Source organism: Pseudomonas sp. FW305-28 (assembly GCF_017351395.1).
Taxonomy (GTDB): domain Bacteria; phylum Pseudomonadota; class Gammaproteobacteria; order Pseudomonadales; family Pseudomonadaceae; genus Aquipseudomonas; species Aquipseudomonas fluorescens_AA.
This window is the reverse complement of the sequence record NZ_JACNDD010000059.1, coordinates 1-17,038: the sequence shown is the minus strand read 5'-3', so window position 1 is coordinate 17,038 and position 17,038 is coordinate 1. Positions and strand designations below refer to the sequence as shown.

Below are 17,038 nucleotides of genomic sequence, written 5' to 3'. Positions count from 1 at the left end.
CCCACCAGCAAAACCGTGGCTTTGGCCGATTAAAAGTCGCCTTGGCATGGCCTGTGCTCTGTCCGAACGCAGAAATCACATCACCGATTGCGGAGATTCGCCATGATTCAGCGTTGCAGTGTCCTGCTCACAGCCCTGTTTGCCAGCCTGATGCTTTGTCAGTTACCCGCCCACGCCGATGGCCTGGAAGACGTGGTCAAGCGCGGCACCCTCAAGGTCGCCGTGCCCCAGGACTTCCCGCCATTCGGTTCGGTCGGCCCGGACATGAAACCCCGTGGCCTGGACATCGACACCGCGAAACTGCTGGCCGACCAGCTCAAGGTCAAGCTTGAACTGACACCGGTCAACAGCACCAATCGCATCCCCTTCCTGACCACTGGCAAGGTCGACCTGGTGATTTCCAGCCTGGGCAAGAACCCGGAGCGGGAAAAAGTCATCGACTTCTCCAGTGCCTATGCGCCGTTCTACCTGGCCGTGTTCGGCCCGCCCGATGCCGCCATCAGCACCCTGGACGACCTCAAGGGCAAGACCATCAGCGTCACCCGTGGCGCCATCGAAGACATCGAGTTGACCAAGGTCGCCCCCGAAGGCACCACCATCAAGCGCTTCGAAGACAACAACTCGACCATCGCCGCCTACCTGGCCGGCCAGGTGGACCTGATCGCCAGCGGCAACGTGGTGATGGTCGCCATCAGCGAACGCAACCCCAAGCGTGTTCCGGCGCTGAAGGTGAAACTCAAGGACTCGCCGGTGTACGTGGGCGTGAACAAGAACGAGCCGGCGCTGCTGGACAAGGTCAACCAGATCCTGGCCACCGCCAAGACCGATGGCAGCCTGGAGAAGAATTCCCAGACCTGGCTCAAGCAGCCACTGCCGGCCGATCTCTGACCGTCGCTTGAGAGGCTGAGCATGGCTTATCAGTTCGATTTTCTGCCGGTGGTGCAAAACACCGAGCTGCTGCTGCGCGGTGCGCTGTTCACCCTGGAACTGACGGCCATCGGTACGTTGCTCGGGGTCGGCCTGGGCATCGTCGGCGGCGTGGTGCGGGCGTGGAACATTCGTCCGTTCGCGGCGATCTTCGGTGTGTACGTGGAATTGATCCGCAACACACCGTTCCTGGTGCAGTTGTTTTTCATCTTCTTCGGCTTGCCGTCCCTGGGCCTGCAGATTTCCGAATGGCAGGCGGCGGTGCTGGCGATGGTGATCAACCTCGGCGCCTACTCCACCGAGATCATCCGCGCCGGTATCCAGGCCATCCCGCGGGGACAACTGGAAGCGGCCGCGGCCCTGGCCATGAGCCGCTTCGAGGCTTTCCGCCACGTGGTGCTGCTGCCGGCACTGGGCAAGGTCTGGCCGGCCCTGAGCAGCCAGATCATCATCGTGATGCTCGGCTCGGCGGTCTGTTCGCAGATCGCCACCGAAGAGTTGAGCTTTGCCGCCAACTTCATTCAGTCGCGCAACTTCCGCGCCTTTGAAACCTACGCACTGACCACGCTGATCTATTTGTGCATGGCGCTGCTGATCCGCCAGTTCCTGAACTGGGTGGGGCGCCGCTACATTGCCAGGAGCGGCCAATGAGCGATTTCACTTTCTGGGACGTGGTGCGCAACCTGCTCACCGGCCTGCAATGGACCCTGGCGCTGTCGCTGGTGGCGTTTATCGGCGGCGGCGTAATCGGCCTGCTGGTGATGGTGCTGCGCATCTCCAAAAGCGCCCTGCCCCGCAACATCGCCCGCACCTACATCGAGTTGTTCCAGGGCACGCCGCTGTTGATGCAACTGTTCCTGGTGTTCTTCGGCGTGGCCCTGGCCGGCGTGGAGATTTCGCCGTGGATGGCGGCGGCCATTGCCCTGACGTTGTTCACCAGTGCCTACCTGGCGGAGATCTGGCGCGGTTGTGTCGACTCGATTTCCAACGGCCAGTGGGAAGCCTCGGCGAGCCTGGCCCTCAACCCGCTGGAGCAGTTGCGCTACGTGATCCTGCCCCAGGCCCTGCGCATCGCCGTGGCGCCGACCGTGGGCTTTTCCGTGCAGGTGGTCAAAGGCACCGCCGTGACGTCGATCATTGGCTTTACCGAACTGACCAAGACCGGCGGCATGCTCGCCAACGCCACGTTCGAGCCGTTCATGGTCTATGGCCTGGTCGCCCTCGGTTACTTCCTGCTCTGCTACCCCTTGTCCCTCAGTGCGCGCTACCTGGAAAGGAGACTGCATGCCTCTGCTTAGAATTACCGCCCTGCATAAATACTACGGCGATCATCACGTGCTCAAAGGCATCGATCTGACCGTCGAGGAAGGCCAGGTGGTGGCGATCATCGGCCGTAGCGGCTCGGGCAAATCCACCTTGCTGCGCACCCTCAATGGCCTGGAGTCGATCAACGACGGCGTGATCGAAGTCGACGGCGAATACCTCGATGCCGCCCGCGCCGACCTGCGCAGCCTGCGGCAGAAAGTCGGAATGGTGTTCCAGCAATTCAACCTGTTCCCGCACCTGACGGTGGGCGAGAACGTGATGCTCGCGCCGCAAGTTGTTCAAAAAGTGCCCAAGGCCAAGGCGGCCGAGCTGGCGCGGCAGATGCTCGAACGGGTCGGGCTTGGCGAGAAGTTCGATGCCTTCCCCGACCGGTTGTCCGGCGGCCAGCAGCAACGGGTGGCGATTGCCCGCGCGCTGGCGATGTCGCCGAAAGTGCTGCTGTGCGACGAAATCACCTCGGCCCTGGACCCTGAACTGGTCAATGAAGTGCTCAGCGTGGTGCGGCAACTGGCCAAGGAAGGCATGACCCTGATCATGGTCACCCACGAAATGCGTTTCGCCCGGGAAGTGGGCGACAAACTGGTGTTCATGCACCAGGGCAAGGTGCATGAGGTGGGCGATCCCAAGGTGCTGTTCGCCGATCCGCAGACCGCGGAGCTGGCGAATTTCATCGGGACGGTCGAGCCTGTGGCCTGAGGTTTGCGGTGCCGGTTCTGGCCTCATCGCGAGCAAGCTCGCTCCCACAGGTTCTCGGTTGCCGGCTATTGCGCAAGCGAGACAAAACACGTGTGGGAGCGAGCTTGCTCGCGATTGACCGCGAAGCGGTCGCCTTTGCGTTGGCGTAAGCGGTCGATCGTGGCAGGATGGCGAGGTTATCGACCGAGACTTTTTGACCATGCCGCCATCCCAAGCCAAGAATCTGTCCCTGATCGCCGCCATCGACCTGGGCTCCAACAGCTTCCACATGGTCGTCGCAAAAGCCCAGAACGGGGAAATCCGCATTCTTGAGCGGCTCGGCGAGAAGGTCCAACTGGCCGCCGGCATCGACGAAGAACGCAAGCTCAGCGAAGAATCCATCCAGCGCGGGCTCGATTGCCTCAAGCGGTTTGCCCAACTGATCAACGGTATGCCCCTGGGCGCGGTGCGGATCGTCGGCACCAACGCCCTGCGCGAGGCGCGCAACCGTGGCGAATTCATCCGTCGCGCCGAAGAGATCCTCGGCCATCCGGTGGAAGTCATCTCCGGCCGTGAAGAAGCCCGCCTGATCTACCTTGGCGTCTCCCACACCCTGGCCGACACCCCGGGCAAGCGCCTGGTGGCGGACATCGGTGGTGGCAGTACCGAATTCATCATCGGCCAGCGCTTCGAACCGCTGTTGCGCGAAAGCCTGCAGATGGGCTGCGTCAGCTACACCCAGCGTTATTTCCGCGACGGCAAGATCACCCCGGCCCGCTACGCCCAGGCCTACACCGCGGCGCGCCTGGAAATCATGAGCATCGAACACGCCCTGCACCGCCTGACCTGGGACGAAGCCATCGGCTCCTCCGGGACCATTCGCGCCATCGGCCTGGCGCTCAAGGCTGGCGGCCACGGTACTGGCGAGGTCAACGCCGAAGGCCTGGCCTGGCTCAAGCGCAGGGTGTTCAAGCTCGGTGAAGCGGACAAGATCGATTTCGAAGGCATCAAGCCCGACCGCCGGGCGATTTTCCCGGCGGGCCTGGCGATCCTCGAAGCGATTTTCGACGCCCTCGAACTGCAACGCATGGACCACTGCGAGGGCGCTCTGCGCGAAGGCGTGCTCTACGACCTGCTGGGACGTCATCATCACGAAGACGTGCGTGAACGCACCCTGGGCTCGCTCATGGAGCGTTATCACGTCGACCTGGAGCAGGCCGCACGGGTTGAACGCAAGGCACTGCATGCCTTCGACCAGGTGGCCGATGACTGGGACTTGAACGACGGGGTCTGGCGCGAACTGCTGGGCTGGGCCGCCAAGGTCCATGAAGTGGGCCTGGACATTGCCCACTATCACTACCACAAGCATGGCGCCTACCTGATCGAGCACTCGGACCTGGCGGGCTTCTCCCGGGAAGACCAGCAGATGCTCGCGCTATTGGTGCGCGGCCACCGGCGCAACATTCCCAAGGATAAATTCGCCGAGTTCGGCGATGACGGCATCAAGCTGATTCGCCTGTGCGTACTGCTGCGCTTTGCGATCCTGTTCCACCACATCCGTGGCACCCAGGAAATGCCCCAGGTCGCCCTGCATGCCGACGGCGATCAACTGGACGTGATGTTCCCCGACGGATGGCTGGAAGAAAACCAGCTGACCCAGGCCGACTTCGCCCAGGAAGCCGAGTGGCTGACCCGGGTCGGGATTGTGCTGAACATTCACTGAGCCCGGCTACAACACAGATCTCTGTGGCGAGGGAGCTTGCTCCCTCGCCACACAAACCAAGCCTGCCTCCCCTGTTTTTTAACGAACCGCCAACACCGGGCTGCTCAAGCGCTCCAGCAACGTCGCCTGGGCGCTGCGCGGGTTCTGGTTGCCGGTCGGCGTGTTGCGGATGTAACGGCCATCCGACTGTAGGCTCCAGCTGTGGGTGTTGTCGGTGAGGTAGCTTTCCAATTCCTTCTTGACCCGCAGGATCAGCTTCTTGCCTTCCACCGGGAAGCAGGTCTCGACCCGCTTGTCGAGGTTGCGCTCCATCCAGTCGGCGCTGGACAGGAACATCTGCTCCTCCCCGCCGTTGAGGAAGTAGAACACCCGCGTATGCTCCAGGAACCGTCCGATGATCGAGCGTACATGGATATTGTGGGACACCCCCGGGATGCCCGGCCGCAGGCAGCACATGCCCCGCACCACCAGGTCGATGCGCACGCCCGACTGGCTGGCCTTGTACAACGCACGGATGATCTTCGGATCGGTCAGCGAGTTGAACTTGGCAATGATGTGGGCCGGCTTGCCGTCCAGGGCGAACTGCGTCTCCCGGGCGATCATGTCGAGCATGCCCTTTTTCAAGGTGAACGGCGCGTGCAGCAGTTTCTTCATGCGCAGGGTCTTGCCCATGCCGATCAACTGGCTGAACAGCTTGCCGACGTCTTCGCACAAGGCATCGTCGGAGGTCAGCAGGCTGTAGTCGGTGTACAGGCGGGCGTTGGCGGCGTGGTAGTTGCCGGTGCCCAAGTGGGCGTAACGCACGATCTCACCGGCCTCACGGCGCAGGATGAGCATCATCTTGGCGTGCGTCTTGAAGCCGACCACGCCATAGATCACCACCGCGCCGGCCGCTTGCAGGCGGCTGGCCAGTTGCAGGTTGGATTCTTCGTCGAAACGGGCGCGCAATTCGATCACCGCCGTGACTTCCTTGCCGTTTCGCGCCGCGTCTACCAGGGCATCGACGATTTCCGAGTTGGCGCCGCTGCGGTACAGGGTCTGGCGCACCGCCAGGACGTGAGGATCCTTGGCGGCCTGGCGCAGCAGGTCGACCACCGGCGTGAACGACTCGAACGGGTGCAACAGCAAGATGTCCTGCTTGCTGATCACGCTGAAAATGTTCTCGCTGTTTTGCAACAGTTTCGGGATCTGCGGCGTGAACGGCAGGTATTGCAGTTCCGGGTGACTGTCCAGGCCGGTGATGCTGAACAGTCGGGTCAGGTTGACCGGACCGTTGACCTGATACAGCTCGGTCTCGTGCAGGTTGAACTGCTTGAGCAAGTAGTCGGACAGGTGTTTCGGGCAGGTGTCGGCCACCTCCAGGCGCACCGCATCGCCGTAGCGACGGGAGAACAACTCGCCGCGCAGGGCCCGGGCCAGGTCTTCGACGTCCTCGGTGTCCACCGACAGGTCGGCGTTACGCGTCAGGCGGAACTGGTAGCAACCCTTCACCTTCATGCCCTGGAACAGGTCATCGGCGTGGGCGTGGATCATCGACGACAGGAACACATAATTGTCGCCGGGGCCGCCGACATCTTCCGGCACACGGATGATGCGCGGCAACAGGCGCGGCGCCGGAATGATCGCCAGGCCGGAATCGCGACCGAAGGCGTCGATGCCCTCCAGTTCGACGATGAAGTTCAGGCTCTTGTTGACCAGCAGCGGGAACGGGTGCGTCGGATCGAGACCGATCGGCGTGATGATCGGCGCGATCTCGTCGCGAAAATAGCGGCGCACCCAGGTCTTGATCTTGGTGTTCCAGTAGCGCCGGCGGATGAAGCGCACCTGGTGCTTTTCCAGCTCCGGCAACAGGATGTCGTTGAGGATCGCGTATTGCCGGTCCACATGGCCATGGACCAACTCGCTGATGCGGGCCAGGGCCTGGTGCGGTTGCAAGCCGTCGGCACCCGCCTGTTCACGGGCGAAGGTGATCTGCTTCTTCAGGCCGGCCACGCGGATTTCGAAGAACTCATCCAGGTTGCTGGAAAAGATCAGCAGGAATTTCAGCCGTTCCAACAGCGGATAGGACTCGTCCAGCGCCTGCTCCAGCACGCGGATGTTGAACTGCAGTTGCGACAGCTCGCGATGGATGTACAGGCTGCTGTCATCCAGGTTCGGAATGGCAATCGCCGGCGCCGGGGCGGGCTCGATGACGGCCGGGGGAGCGGGCTCCAGCTCCGGCGGTGTTTCGGCAACTTGCTCGACCACGGGTTGAGCGTCTTTTACGGCAACTTCGGAGAGTCCTTCGGTATTCATCGCAAGTTCCTGGGAGGCTATTTCTGCTCTCGTAACAATTGGGCGGCGCGCACGGCAAAGTAAGTCAGGATGCCATCGGCACCTGCGCGTTTGAAAGCGGTCAAGGACTCCAGGATCACCCCTTCGCCCAACCAACCGTTCTGGATCGCGGCCATGTGCATGGCGTACTCGCCGCTGACCTGATAAACAAAGGTCGGCACTTTGAATTCGTCTTTGACCCGGCAAAGAATGTCGAGGTAGGGCATGCCAGGCTTGACCATGACCATGTCTGCACCCTCTGACAAGTCAGCCGCCACTTCGTGCAAGGCTTCCTGACTGTTGGCCGGGTCCATCTGATAGGAGGCCTTGTTGGCCTTGCCCAGGTTCAGGGCCGAGCCGACCGCATCGCGGAACGGGCCGTAATAGGCGCTGGCGTACTTGGCCGAATAGGCCATGATCCGCACGTTGACGTGACCGGCCACCTCGAGGGCTTCGCGGATCGCCTGGATGCGCCCGTCCATCATGTCCGAGGGGGCCACCACCTGGGCACCGGCCTCGGCGTGGGACAGCGCCTGCCTGACCAGTGCATCGACGGTAATGTCGTTCTGCACGTAGCCCTCTTCATCGAGGATACCGTCCTGCCCGTGGGTGGTGAACGGGTCCAGCGCCACGTCGGTGATTACCCCCAGCTCCGGGAAACGCGCACGCAGGGCACGCGTCGCACGTTGGGCGATGCCCTCCGGGTTCCAGGCTTCGGCGGCGTCCAGGGACTTGAGGGCCGGCGGGGTTACCGGGAACAGGGCCAGCGCCGGAATGCCCAGTTCGACCCACTGGGCCGCTTCTTCGAGCAGCAGGTCGATGGTCAGGCGTTCCACCCCGGGCATCGACGCCACCGCTTCGCGACGGTTCTCACCGTCCAGCACGAATACCGGCAGGATCAGGTCATCGGTGGTCAGCACGTTTTCACGCACCAGCCGACGAGAGAACTCATCACGGCGGTTGCGACGCAGGCGGGTAGCAGGGAACAGACGATTGGCGGGGGTAAAGCTCACGGCAGACTCCTGAGCCCGCAGACGGGCGAGCGTGACAGTTATAAGCGGACATTATGACGAACGTGTGACAGTTGTGCTAAAGCGCGACCGGTAGTCGCAGTCATTGTCTTCTGTAGGAATTGTTCACGTCGAGACACATTTCGATACTTTCCTGAATGTGCCTGAAGGGTTAGGCTGCGCGTTCATTTCGCCAGCACCCAGACAATGCTCCAACAATTTCTGCATGACTTCGGCTACTTGGCCTTGTTTATCGGCACGTTCTTCGAAGGCGAAACCATCCTCGTGCTCGCAGGTTTCCTGGCGTTCCGTGGCTATATGGACATCAACCTGGTAGTGGTCGTGGCTTTCTGCGGCAGCTACGCGGGCGATCAGCTGTGGTATTTCCTGGGACGCAAGCACGGCCGCAAGCTCCTGGCGCGCAAGCCGCGTTGGCAGTTGATGGGGGATCGCGCGCTGGAGCACATCCGCCGGCATCCAGACATCTGGGTGCTGAGCTTCCGCTTCGTCTATGGCCTGCGCACGGTGATGCCGGTGGCGATCGGCCTGTCAGGCTACCCGCCGGGCCGCTATCTGTTGCTCAACGGCATCGGTGCGGCGATCTGGGCCACGGCCCTGGCCGCTGCCGCGTACCACTTCGGCGCCGTGCTGGAAGGCATGTTGGGCAGCATCAAGAAATACGAGCTGTGGGTACTCGGCGCGCTGCTGGTGCTGGGCCTGGTCCTGTGGTTGCGCCGACGCATCAAGAATGCGCGGCTGGCCAGGAAAGTCCTCGAAGCTGAACGCCTGGAACAAACCAGATCCGACGCACCTACGACGCCAACCGAGTAAACCGGCTGCGGCAGCAATACAGCCCGATGCCACTGAGCAGGCTGTAGCTGAGCAGCCCGACCCAGGCCACAGCGCTGGCCGGCCACAACCCGGCCAAGGGCGCCAGCCACACCAGCGGCAGGTTCGAGGCCAGCCGCAGCAGCTCCAGTTTCAGCGCCCACGGGCGATTCTCCAGGGCCACGCCCAACACGAACAGACCGAAGGCCACCGCGCCCCACCCCAGCACCAGGGCGGCGACCGGCAGGCTGCTTTCAAGGTTCATCAAATAACTGCCCAAGGCAATGTAGACGCAGAACTGCAGCCCCACGTACCACTGCTGGCGCGGGTCCAGCGGCACGGCAAATTTGCGGAACTGGCTCAGGTCCGGCTTGTTCAGCGGGTACCGGGCTGCGACGTCCGCCGGGCGCCAGCCGGTGGGCATGAACCAGATCCGCAGCTTGTCCCTCCAGCGCCCGGCCCGCCGCGCATCGGCCCATAACTGTGCATAGAACTGCAGGTTGGCCCACAACGGATTCCAACTCGCCAGCGGCGTGGTCACGCCAAAAATCACCGGTTCGTTATCGTCTTCTTCCTGGAAGGTGCCAAATAGACGGTCCCAAATAATGAACACCCCGCCGTAGTTGCGATCCATGTAGAGAGGGTTCTGTGCATGGTGGGCACGATGATTGGACGGCGTCACGAAGCACCACTCCAGCCAGCCGAGCTTGGGAATGTGCTGGGTGTGGACCCAGAACTGGTACAGCAGATTCAACGCCGCGACGCTGACGAAGACCACCAGCGGCACGCCCAGCACGGCGAGCGGGACGTAGAAGATCCAGCTCAACAGGAACCCGGTGCTGGTCTGGCGCAACGCGGTGGACAGGTTGTAGTCCTCGCTTTGGTGGTGAACCGAATGGGCGGCCCAGAGGATGTTGCGCTCATGGCCCATGCGGTGCAGCCAGTAGTAACAGAGGTCGTAGAGCACGAAGGCGAACACCCAGGTCCAGGCCCGGTCGGCAGGCAGTTCGATGACGGCCAGGTGTTTCAGCGCAAAGGCATAGGTCAGCAGCCCCACGCCTTTGGTCAACAGGCCCGTGGTGGTCGACAGCACGCCGGTGCTCAAGCTGTTGATCGCGTCCGCCACGCGGTAGTGGCTCACACCCCGCCAGCGATCGGCCAGCAACTCGACGGCGATCAGCACGAAGAAGAACGGCACGGCATACAGGATGAAGTTCATGACGCAACCCAGGCACGCGAGGCAAGGAGATAGTCGGCAGATTAGGTGTAGCTGCCCGATCCCCCTATGGCAACGAGTGACAAATTAGTAGACATTTAACGCCATGAATCTGGAGAAAAGCCCATGAGCAAAAAAATTGCAGTGATCCTTTCCGGCTGTGGCGTCTATGACGGCGCCGAGATCCACGAAAGCGTGATCACCTTGCTGCGTCTCGACCAGCGCGGGGCGCAGGTCCAGTGCTTTGCCCCCAACATTGCCCAACTGCATGTGATCAATCACCTGACCGGCGAGGAAATGCCCGAGAGCCGCAACGTGTTGGTGGAGTCGGCACGGATCGCCCGGGGCAACGTAAAGGATTTGCGTGAAGCCAGGGCCGAGGATTTCGACGCCTTGATCGTACCCGGTGGTTTTGGCTCGGCGAAAAACCTCTCCAACTTTGCCGTCGAAGGCGCCGGCTGCACCATCCAGCCAGAGGTCCTGGCCTTGACCGAGGCCTTTGCCGAGGCGGGTAAACCGGTCGGGCTGATCTGCATCTCCCCGGCCCTGGCGGCCAAAATCTATGGCCCGGGGGTGACGTGCACCATCGGCAACGACCCGGACACGGCGGCAGCCGTGGGCAAAATGGGTGGCACTCACGAAGACTGCGCAGTCACCGACATCGTCGAAGACCGCGCGCGCAAATTGGTCAGCACCCCGGCCTACATGCTGGCCCAGAACATCAGCGAAGCGGCTTCAGGCATCAACAAGCTGGTGGACCGGGTGTTGGAGCTGACGCACGAGAATGATGCCTAGCAACACGCCGAGCCCCTGTGGGAGCGAGCTTGCTCGCGATAGCGTCGGTTCAGCTACATTTGCATTGGTTGATACACCGTATCGCGAGCAAGCTCGCTCCCACAGGGGGGTGGGCATGATTCAAGGCAATCGGGTCAGACGCGTCAATATCCGATCCAAAGCATTGGCAAACCCCTGCTTGTCCCGCTCGCTGTACGCGGCCGGGCCGCCGCCCATATGACCCTGTTCGCGCAAGTCGGTGAACAGGTTTCGCACCGCCAGCCGCTCGCCCATGTTTTGCGCATCGAACTCCTTGCCTCGCGGGTCCAGGGCCGCGACGCCCTTCTTCACCAACCGATCAGCCAGGGGCACGTCGCTGCAGATCACCAACTCACCCGGCACGGCGTGTTCCACCAGGTAGTCGTCCGCCGCGTCGGGGCCGCTGGGCACCACGATCAATTTCACACAGGCCAGGGCCGGCTTGATCTGCGGTTGACCGGCCACCAGCACCACCTCGAACCGGCGCTTCAGGGCGAACTTGACCACCAGCTCCTTCGCCGCCTTGGGGCAGGCATCGGCGTCGATCCATACGCGCATTGGGGTTGTTCCTCTTTTTAAATGCATCGCGAGCAAGCTCGCTCCCACACAGGACAGCCTACATCCTGTGGGAGCGAGCTTGCTCGCGATCATGAGCGCAGCGAATGCCGCTGTTCAGGAAACCTGGACCCGACGCTTCTCCGCCACCCAACTGCGCCCATACAGCACCACGATCGCCAGGATCGCCACCACTTGAGCGGCCAGCGAATAGGCATCGGCATGAATGCCCAGCCAGTCGAAGTCGAAGAACGCCACCGGGTGGGTGCCGAAGATCCCGGCTTCCTGCAACGCCTTCACGCCATGGCCGGCAAACACCACCGACAGTGCGCACAGCAACGCGGCGTTGATGCTGAAGAACAGCGCCAGCGGCAGTTTCGCCGAGCCGCGCAGGATCACCCAGGCCAGCCCCACCAGCAACACCAGCGCCGTCGCGCCGCCGGCCAGCACTGCGTCATGCCCGGCAGGACCCGCTTGCAACCACAGGGTTTCGTAGAACAGGATCACTTCGAACAGTTCACGATAGACCGAGAAGAACGCCAGGATCGCAAAACCAAACCGACCACCGCCGCCCACCAGGCTGCTCTTGATGTAATCCTGCCAGGCCGCCGCGTGACGACGGTCGTGCATCCAGACCCCCAGCCACAGCACCATCACACTGGCGAACAACGCCGTTGCGCCTTCGAGCAGCTCGCGCTGGGCGCCGCTGACGTCGATCACATACGCCGCCAGCCCCCAGGTCGCCAGGCCGGCCAGCAGCGCCAGGCCCCAACCGACGTTGACGCTGCGCACCGCCGACTGCTGACCGGTGTTGCGCAGGAACGCCAGGATCGCCGCCAGCACCAGGATCGCCTCCAACCCTTCACGCAGCAGGATCAGCAACCCGGAGATGTAGCTCAGCGACCAGCTCAAGCCATCGCCACCCAGCAGGCCGGCGGACTCCTTCAACTTGGCCTTGGCCGCGTCCAGGCGCTGTACGGCCTGCTCCACCGGCAAGCCGTCCTGCAACGACTGACGGTAGGCCATCAGGGCCTTTTCAGTGTCCTTGCGCACGTTGGCATCAACGTTGTCCAGCGAGCTTTCCACCAGCTCGAAACCTTCCAGGTAAGCCGCTACCGACAAGTCATAGGCCTGGTCGTGGTCACCGGCGCGATACGCGGCGATGCTTTTATCCAGGGTGGCGGCCGTGTAGTCGAGCAACTGCGCCGGGCCACGTTGCACCTGCGGCGGCTGGGCGCGCTGGGCACGGAATGTCGCCGCCGCTGCGGGGCCTTGCGCGGCGAGCACTTCGGCCGGGGTCTGGCGCGCCAGGTCAGCGAGATTGAAGACCTGTTCGCTTTTGGCCGCGGCCGGGTCGGCGCTGAAGCTGGCGATGTAGGTTGCCAGGTCCCAGCGCTGACGGTCGTCGAGCTGATCGGCGAAGGCCGGCATGTCGGTGCCTTCGATGCCCATGCCGAGGGTGTTATAGATCGCGTAGAGACTCAGGCGATCCAGGCGCTGGGCGTCGCGCAAGTTGGCGGGCGGCGGTTCCAGGCCAACACCGGCAGGACCGTCGCCGGCACCGTTGGCGCCGTGGCACACCGAGCAATTCTGCGCATACAGCGGCGCGCCGCGGGTGGGGTCGGGCGTGATCACCGGTGCCTGGCTGACTTCATACGCTACCGCCAGCTTGGCCCCCAGTTGCCGCGCCAGGCGCGCAACATCGCCGCCGTCCTGGCGCTGGGTGATCGCCGTGCGCAAGGTGCCGATGCCCTGGACCAGTTCAGTCTTTTCCGGCTTGGCCGGCAACCCGGCGACCAACCCTTCCAGCGCCTGGGTAAATTCCAACTGCTCGCGGTACTCCGCCTCGCCGATGACCTTGCCCGCCTCGACCGTCGCCGGGTAATCCGCCCCGATGTAATCCAATAAATGCAGCGCCTGGGGGGCACTCTCGAGGGTGTCGGCCTGCAGCGCAGTGCTGCACAAAGCAAGCAATGGCAGTACAAGCCAGGCCAGGAAACGGTACGGCGCAGTCATGAATGACTCTCGGTTGGTAATAAGAAGTAACACATTGTTCACTTCCAATGGCTTCGGCTCAAGGGCGGATGTGGCTTGGGAGCCGATTTTCATCGGATTTTCATGCTTTGGAGGTGATGTCACAAAAACGGCATTTAGGAATTGAAAAGCCATTACATAGCCAAGCGCCATGTTTATAATCCCGCCGCCTTCTTATCATTCGATGGCATAAAAGCTCCTCTTTTTATGAGGAACCGACAGCGCACCGACGCTTGTCCGTGGGATCGCTCCAGCCCGACCCGCACACCCCGGCTGCTATCAGGGAAGAAAATGTTCATGGCATCCCGTGCCGTTCTTTCGGTCGCCCTCGGCGCGATCACCTTGTTGTCCGGCTGCTCGGCCTTTCGCAACTACGACAGCGAATTGGCCCAGACCAACCAGCAGTTGGCGTCCGGCAATGTCGACGGCGCGTTGACCCTGCTGGAAAAGAACAACTCCAGCCAAGACAAGGACCTGCTGTATTACTTCGAGAAAGGTGAGCTGCTGCGTGCCAAGGGCGATTTGTCCGGCAGCCAGACCGCCTGGAGCAGCGCCGACCAACAAGTTGCCCAGTGGGAAGATGCGGTCAAGCTCGACACAGCCAAGTACCTGGCCCAGTTCGGCAGTTTCCTGGTCAACGATAAAGTTCGCCGCTACGAAGGCTACGATTACGAAAAGGTCATGCTGACCACGCAGATGGCCCTGAATCTGCTGGCGGTGAATGACTTCGACGGCGCGCGGACCCAGATCAAGAAGACCCACGAACGCGAAGCGGTGATCGCCGACCTGCGGGACAAGGAATACCTCAAGCGCGAGGAAGAAGCCGAGAAACAAGGGGTCAAGACCGAATACAAGGACCTCCAGGGTTACCCGGTGGCCAGCCTCGACGCCCCGGAAGTGGTCAGCCTCAAGAACAGCTACCAGAGCGCGTTCAGCCATTACCTGGCCGGTTTCGTCTACGAAGCCCTGGGTGAAAAGGACCTGGCCGCACCGGGTTATCGCAAGGCCGCCGAACTGCGCCCCAACACACCGTTGCTGGAGCAGGCCCTGCGTGACCTCGACAAGCCCGCCGCCAAGAGCGACGACAGCGACATCCTGATCGTGGTGCAGAGTGGCCTGGCACCGTCCCGGGATTCGATCCGCATTCCCTTGCCCTTGCCAATCAGCGGCAACCTGGTCATCACGCCGTTGTCGTTCCCACTGATCAAGCCTGACACCTCCACGGCCACCTTCGGCCAGATCGGTGTCGACGGCCGTCAGCTGGACCTGACCCAACTCAACAGCACCACCGCCATGTCCCGTCGGGCCCTGCGCGACGACATGCCGGGCATCATCCTGCGCACCACCGTGCGCGCCGTCACCCGTGGCGTGGCACAAAAGCAGATCAACGAGACCAATCCCCTGGCCGGCCTGGCCGTCGGCCTCACCTCGGCGGTATTCGAAGGGGCCGACACCCGGACCTGGCGCACCCTGCCCGACTACACCCAGGTGGTGCGGCTGCGCCTGAAGAAAGGCGAGCACCAGGTCACCTTGCCAAGTGCCGTGGGCGGCTCGGTGGTCAAGGTCACCGTCGACCAGCGCTACCAGGTCATCAGCCTTCGCGCGGTGGGTAACCAAGTGTTCGCCGGTGGCCTCGCGGCCCAGGTGATGCCAAGCGCCAACCCGACCGCCATTGCCCTCAAGCAACCTTAAGAACGGAGTCTTGTTCACATGCGTTTAAAACTGATCGCCGTCGGCGCCCTGGCCCTGCTGGCCGGTTGCGCCACCCCGCCGCCACCGGAGCCGGGCAGCGCCGCCAGCAAGGTCGTGGCGATGGGCAAGACCAAGAACATCGTGGTCGGCGCCATGCGCGTGGCCCGGGAAAACGGCTACATGACCGTCAATGTCCAGTTGAGCAACACCAGCTACAACAACAAGACGATGTACTACCGCTTTGCCTGGTTGGGGCCGGAAGGTTTTCCGATCGCCGAGGAAGAAACCTGGAAAAGCCTGACGCTGTACGGCGAACAGACCAGCTTCCTGCCGGCCATCGCCCCGACGCCCAAGGCCGTGGACTTCCGCTTGGAAATCAATACCCCTTAAAAACGCAAAAAAACTGTGGGAGCGAGCTTGCTCGCGATAGCGCTGGATCAGCCAGCCATGATGTGACTGACACACGGCTATCGCGAGCAAGCTCGCTCCCACAACAAACGCCCGAGTGAAGCGTTATCCCTTTTTCAGTTTTCGAGAGTCCTTACATGTTCGTACGCATTTCATCCCTCGCCCTCGCCGCCCTGCTGGTCAGCGGCTGTGCCAACAACTCGCCGGTCCTGGGCAACAAGAACATCAGCTACGGCGATACCAAGGCCGTGGAAACCGTGACCAACGAGTTCGGCTCCACCGACCTGCAAATGATCGCCGAGTCCATGACCCGCTCCCTGGCCCAGTCCGGCATCCTGCAGGGTCGCCCGGTGGTCCAGGTCTATGACGTGAAGAACAAGACCAGCGAATACATCGACACCCGCGAAATCACCACCAGCATCAAGACCCAGTTGATGAAGACTGGCGCCGCCCGTTTCGCCAGCGACAACACCGCCATGGACAGCCAGGTCGACCAGCTCAAGCTGCAGAACCAGAGCGGCCTGTACAAGAAAAGCACCGTGGCCAAGACCGGCAACATGATCGCGGCCAAGTACCGTCTCGAGGGCTCCATCAGCTCGATCGTCAAGCGCAGCAGCGACTACAAGGACGTCTTCTACAAATTCAGCCTGCAATTGATCGACGTCGAGAGCGGTCTGGCCGAGTGGATGGACGAAAAAGAAATCCGCAAGACCACGGAGCGCTAAGCCATGCGCACATGGATAGGCATCATGGCCCTGGCCTGCACATTCAGCGCGCAGGCGGCCCCAAAAGTCGCGGTGACCGACCTGGCGTACCAGGAGCGGGTGGAGGAATACATCCACACCGTTTCAGCGCAGAGCAACTTCCAGGCGAACCCCTACAGTGCCAGCGCTTCCTCGAGCTACGACGAGATGGAAGCCACCAGCAGCTACATCGAGCAGGGCGAACTGCGCAAGTTCACCGGCGACATCAAGGGCGAGATCCTGCGCAGCGGGATGTTCCAGCTGACCCAGGGCACGCCCCACACGGCGGCGTCCAGTGGCGACGTCTATGACGTCATCAAGCGCATCAAGGCCGGGAACTTCAAGGGTGCCGACTACGTGCTGTTCGGCACGGTGTCGGACATCGACTTCACCCGCGACATCAACGAGCTGGCCAATACCGACAGCTACTCGGCCGTGCTGGCGCTGACCCTGGTGGCGGACTTCAGCCTGATCAACACCAAGACCTACGAAATCACCTCGGCCTTTACGGCCATGGGCGAAGGCCAGGACACCAAGTTGTTGAACCACCGGGACGTGCGCATCAGCCTCAACCGTCCACGGGTGGTGCGCGAAGTGTCCAAGGCCCTGGGTGAAGACGTGGCGCGGCAGCTGAGCGAACAGCTCGGTGGCCCGAGCTACCAACAGCCCGACGAGCCGATGCAGCGCAACAATCTGCCCCGGGATACCGCGCCGGTGATCCTGCGCTGAATAGCTGAGCGAATGCTCTGTGGCGCAGAGGTCTTGTGGGAGCAAG

At 62.3% G+C, this 17,038-nt stretch carries 16 protein-coding genes; 11 read left to right on the top strand and 5 right to left on the bottom strand.

Going from position 1 to position 17,038, the window contains the following annotated elements:
• The first annotated feature begins 102 nt into the window (after window positions 1-102).
• The 5 genes from J4E53_RS15400 (at window position 103) to ppx (ending at window position 4,651) form a co-directional block, all read left to right on the top strand.
• Window positions 103-888, top strand: a complete 786-nt coding sequence (locus J4E53_RS15400) for a transporter substrate-binding domain-containing protein (protein WP_060740122.1) — start codon at window positions 103-105, stop codon at window positions 886-888.
• A 21-nt stretch (window positions 889-909) separates the two neighbouring features.
• Window positions 910-1,578: an amino acid ABC transporter permease gene (locus tag J4E53_RS15395; RefSeq protein WP_072405981.1), complete on the top strand. Its 669-nt coding sequence runs from the start codon at window positions 910-912 to the stop codon at window positions 1,576-1,578.
• Window positions 1,575-2,225, top strand: a complete 651-nt coding sequence (locus J4E53_RS15390) for an amino acid ABC transporter permease (RefSeq protein WP_053126442.1) — start codon at window positions 1,575-1,577, stop codon at window positions 2,223-2,225. Before J4E53_RS15395 ends, J4E53_RS15390 begins: the two co-directional genes overlap by 4 nt.
• Window positions 2,212-2,949, top strand: coding sequence for an amino acid ABC transporter ATP-binding protein (locus J4E53_RS15385; RefSeq protein WP_060740120.1), 738 nt, complete (start codon window positions 2,212-2,214; stop codon window positions 2,947-2,949). Before J4E53_RS15390 ends, J4E53_RS15385 begins: the two co-directional genes overlap by 14 nt.
• Window positions 2,950-3,148: 199 nt before the next feature.
• Window positions 3,149-4,651, top strand: coding sequence for an exopolyphosphatase (ppx, locus tag J4E53_RS15380; protein WP_060740119.1), 1,503 nt, complete (start codon window positions 3,149-3,151; stop codon window positions 4,649-4,651).
• Between the two features lie 78 nt (window positions 4,652-4,729).
• On the opposite strand, the gene ppk1 is transcribed toward ppx, so the two are convergent.
• Window positions 4,730-6,946: a polyphosphate kinase 1 gene (ppk1, locus tag J4E53_RS15375; protein WP_060740118.1), complete on the bottom strand. Its 2,217-nt coding sequence runs from the start codon at window positions 6,944-6,946 to the stop codon at window positions 4,730-4,732.
• 17 nt (window positions 6,947-6,963) lie between these two features.
• On the bottom strand, window positions 6,964-7,977 hold the full coding sequence (hemB, locus tag J4E53_RS15370) for a porphobilinogen synthase (RefSeq protein WP_060740117.1): 1,014 nt from the start codon (window positions 7,975-7,977) through the stop codon (window positions 6,964-6,966).
• 204 nt (window positions 7,978-8,181) lie between these two features.
• Here hemB and J4E53_RS15365 point away from each other — a divergent pair, with 204 nt between their 5' ends.
• Window positions 8,182-8,805 (top strand): DedA family protein, encoded by a 624-nt coding sequence (locus J4E53_RS15365; RefSeq protein ID WP_060740116.1) that lies wholly within the window; start codon window positions 8,182-8,184, stop codon window positions 8,803-8,805.
• Here the strand turns inward: J4E53_RS15365 and J4E53_RS15360 are convergent.
• Window positions 8,786-10,021 carry a sterol desaturase family protein gene (locus J4E53_RS15360; protein ID WP_060740115.1) on the bottom strand — a complete coding sequence of 412 codons (1,236 nt, stop codon included), beginning with the start codon at window positions 10,019-10,021 and terminating at the stop codon, window positions 8,786-8,788. The two genes, J4E53_RS15365 and J4E53_RS15360, sit on opposite strands and share 20 nt — an antisense overlap.
• A 123-nt stretch (window positions 10,022-10,144) precedes the next feature.
• Here J4E53_RS15360 and elbB point away from each other — a divergent pair, with 123 nt between their 5' ends.
• Window positions 10,145-10,813: an isoprenoid biosynthesis glyoxalase ElbB gene (gene elbB / locus J4E53_RS15355; protein WP_060740114.1), complete on the top strand. Its 669-nt coding sequence runs from the start codon at window positions 10,145-10,147 to the stop codon at window positions 10,811-10,813.
• A gap of 120 nt (window positions 10,814-10,933) precedes the next feature.
• Here elbB and J4E53_RS15350 read toward each other — a convergent pair whose 3' ends face one another.
• Together J4E53_RS15350 and J4E53_RS15345 are read right to left on the bottom strand one after the other, a co-directional pair.
• Window positions 10,934-11,389, bottom strand: coding sequence for a YaiI/YqxD family protein (locus tag J4E53_RS15350; protein WP_060740113.1), 456 nt, complete (start codon window positions 11,387-11,389; stop codon window positions 10,934-10,936).
• Window positions 11,390-11,503: 114 nt separating this feature from the next.
• Window positions 11,504-13,402, bottom strand: coding sequence for an FTR1 family protein (locus J4E53_RS15345; protein WP_103309028.1), 1,899 nt, complete (start codon window positions 13,400-13,402; stop codon window positions 11,504-11,506).
• A 315-nt stretch (window positions 13,403-13,717) separates the two neighbouring features.
• Between J4E53_RS15345 and J4E53_RS15340 the strand changes: the two genes are divergently transcribed.
• From J4E53_RS15340 to J4E53_RS15325, 4 genes are all read left to right on the top strand, one after another.
• Window positions 13,718-15,112, top strand: a complete 1,395-nt coding sequence (locus tag J4E53_RS15340) for a COG3014 family protein (protein ID WP_060743111.1) — start codon at window positions 13,718-13,720, stop codon at window positions 15,110-15,112.
• 18 nt (window positions 15,113-15,130) lie between these two features.
• Window positions 15,131-15,502: a YcfL family protein gene (locus J4E53_RS15335; RefSeq protein ID WP_003206754.1), complete on the top strand. Its 372-nt coding sequence runs from the start codon at window positions 15,131-15,133 to the stop codon at window positions 15,500-15,502.
• A gap of 155 nt (window positions 15,503-15,657) precedes the next feature.
• Window positions 15,658-16,245, top strand: a complete 588-nt coding sequence (gene lpoB, locus J4E53_RS15330) for a penicillin-binding protein activator LpoB (RefSeq protein WP_003177333.1) — start codon at window positions 15,658-15,660, stop codon at window positions 16,243-16,245.
• Window positions 16,246-16,248: 3 nt separating this feature from the next.
• Window positions 16,249-16,992 carry a penicillin-binding protein activator LpoB gene (locus tag J4E53_RS15325; protein WP_103309026.1) on the top strand — a complete coding sequence of 248 codons (744 nt, stop codon included), beginning with the start codon at window positions 16,249-16,251 and terminating at the stop codon, window positions 16,990-16,992.
• The last annotated feature ends 46 nt before the right edge of the window (window positions 16,993-17,038 follow it).

Coding starts and splice junctions, on each gene's coding strand:
- J4E53_RS15360 (WP_060740115.1), bottom strand. CDS start 10,021: ATGAACTTCATCCTGTATGCCGTGCCGTTCTTCTTCGTGCTGATCGCC.
- J4E53_RS15335 (WP_003206754.1), top strand. CDS start 15,131: ATGCGTTTAAAACTGATCGCCGTCGGCGCCCTGGCCCTGCTGGCCGGT.
- J4E53_RS15325 (WP_103309026.1), top strand. CDS start 16,249: ATGCGCACATGGATAGGCATCATGGCCCTGGCCTGCACATTCAGCGCG.
- J4E53_RS15340 (WP_060743111.1), top strand. CDS start 13,718: ATGGCATCCCGTGCCGTTCTTTCGGTCGCCCTCGGCGCGATCACCTTG.
- ppx (WP_060740119.1), top strand. CDS start 3,149: ATGCCGCCATCCCAAGCCAAGAATCTGTCCCTGATCGCCGCCATCGAC.
- lpoB (WP_003177333.1), top strand. CDS start 15,658: ATGTTCGTACGCATTTCATCCCTCGCCCTCGCCGCCCTGCTGGTCAGC.
- J4E53_RS15390 (WP_053126442.1), top strand. CDS start 1,575: ATGAGCGATTTCACTTTCTGGGACGTGGTGCGCAACCTGCTCACCGGC.
- J4E53_RS15350 (WP_060740113.1), bottom strand. CDS start 11,389: ATGCGCGTATGGATCGACGCCGATGCCTGCCCCAAGGCGGCGAAGGAG.
- J4E53_RS15345 (WP_103309028.1), bottom strand. CDS start 13,402: ATGACTGCGCCGTACCGTTTCCTGGCCTGGCTTGTACTGCCATTGCTT.
- J4E53_RS15385 (WP_060740120.1), top strand. CDS start 2,212: ATGCCTCTGCTTAGAATTACCGCCCTGCATAAATACTACGGCGATCAT.
- J4E53_RS15400 (WP_060740122.1), top strand. CDS start 103: ATGATTCAGCGTTGCAGTGTCCTGCTCACAGCCCTGTTTGCCAGCCTG.
- J4E53_RS15365 (WP_060740116.1), top strand. CDS start 8,182: ATGCTCCAACAATTTCTGCATGACTTCGGCTACTTGGCCTTGTTTATC.
- elbB (WP_060740114.1), top strand. CDS start 10,145: ATGAGCAAAAAAATTGCAGTGATCCTTTCCGGCTGTGGCGTCTATGAC.
- ppk1 (WP_060740118.1), bottom strand. CDS start 6,946: ATGAATACCGAAGGACTCTCCGAAGTTGCCGTAAAAGACGCTCAACCC.
- J4E53_RS15395 (WP_072405981.1), top strand. CDS start 910: ATGGCTTATCAGTTCGATTTTCTGCCGGTGGTGCAAAACACCGAGCTG.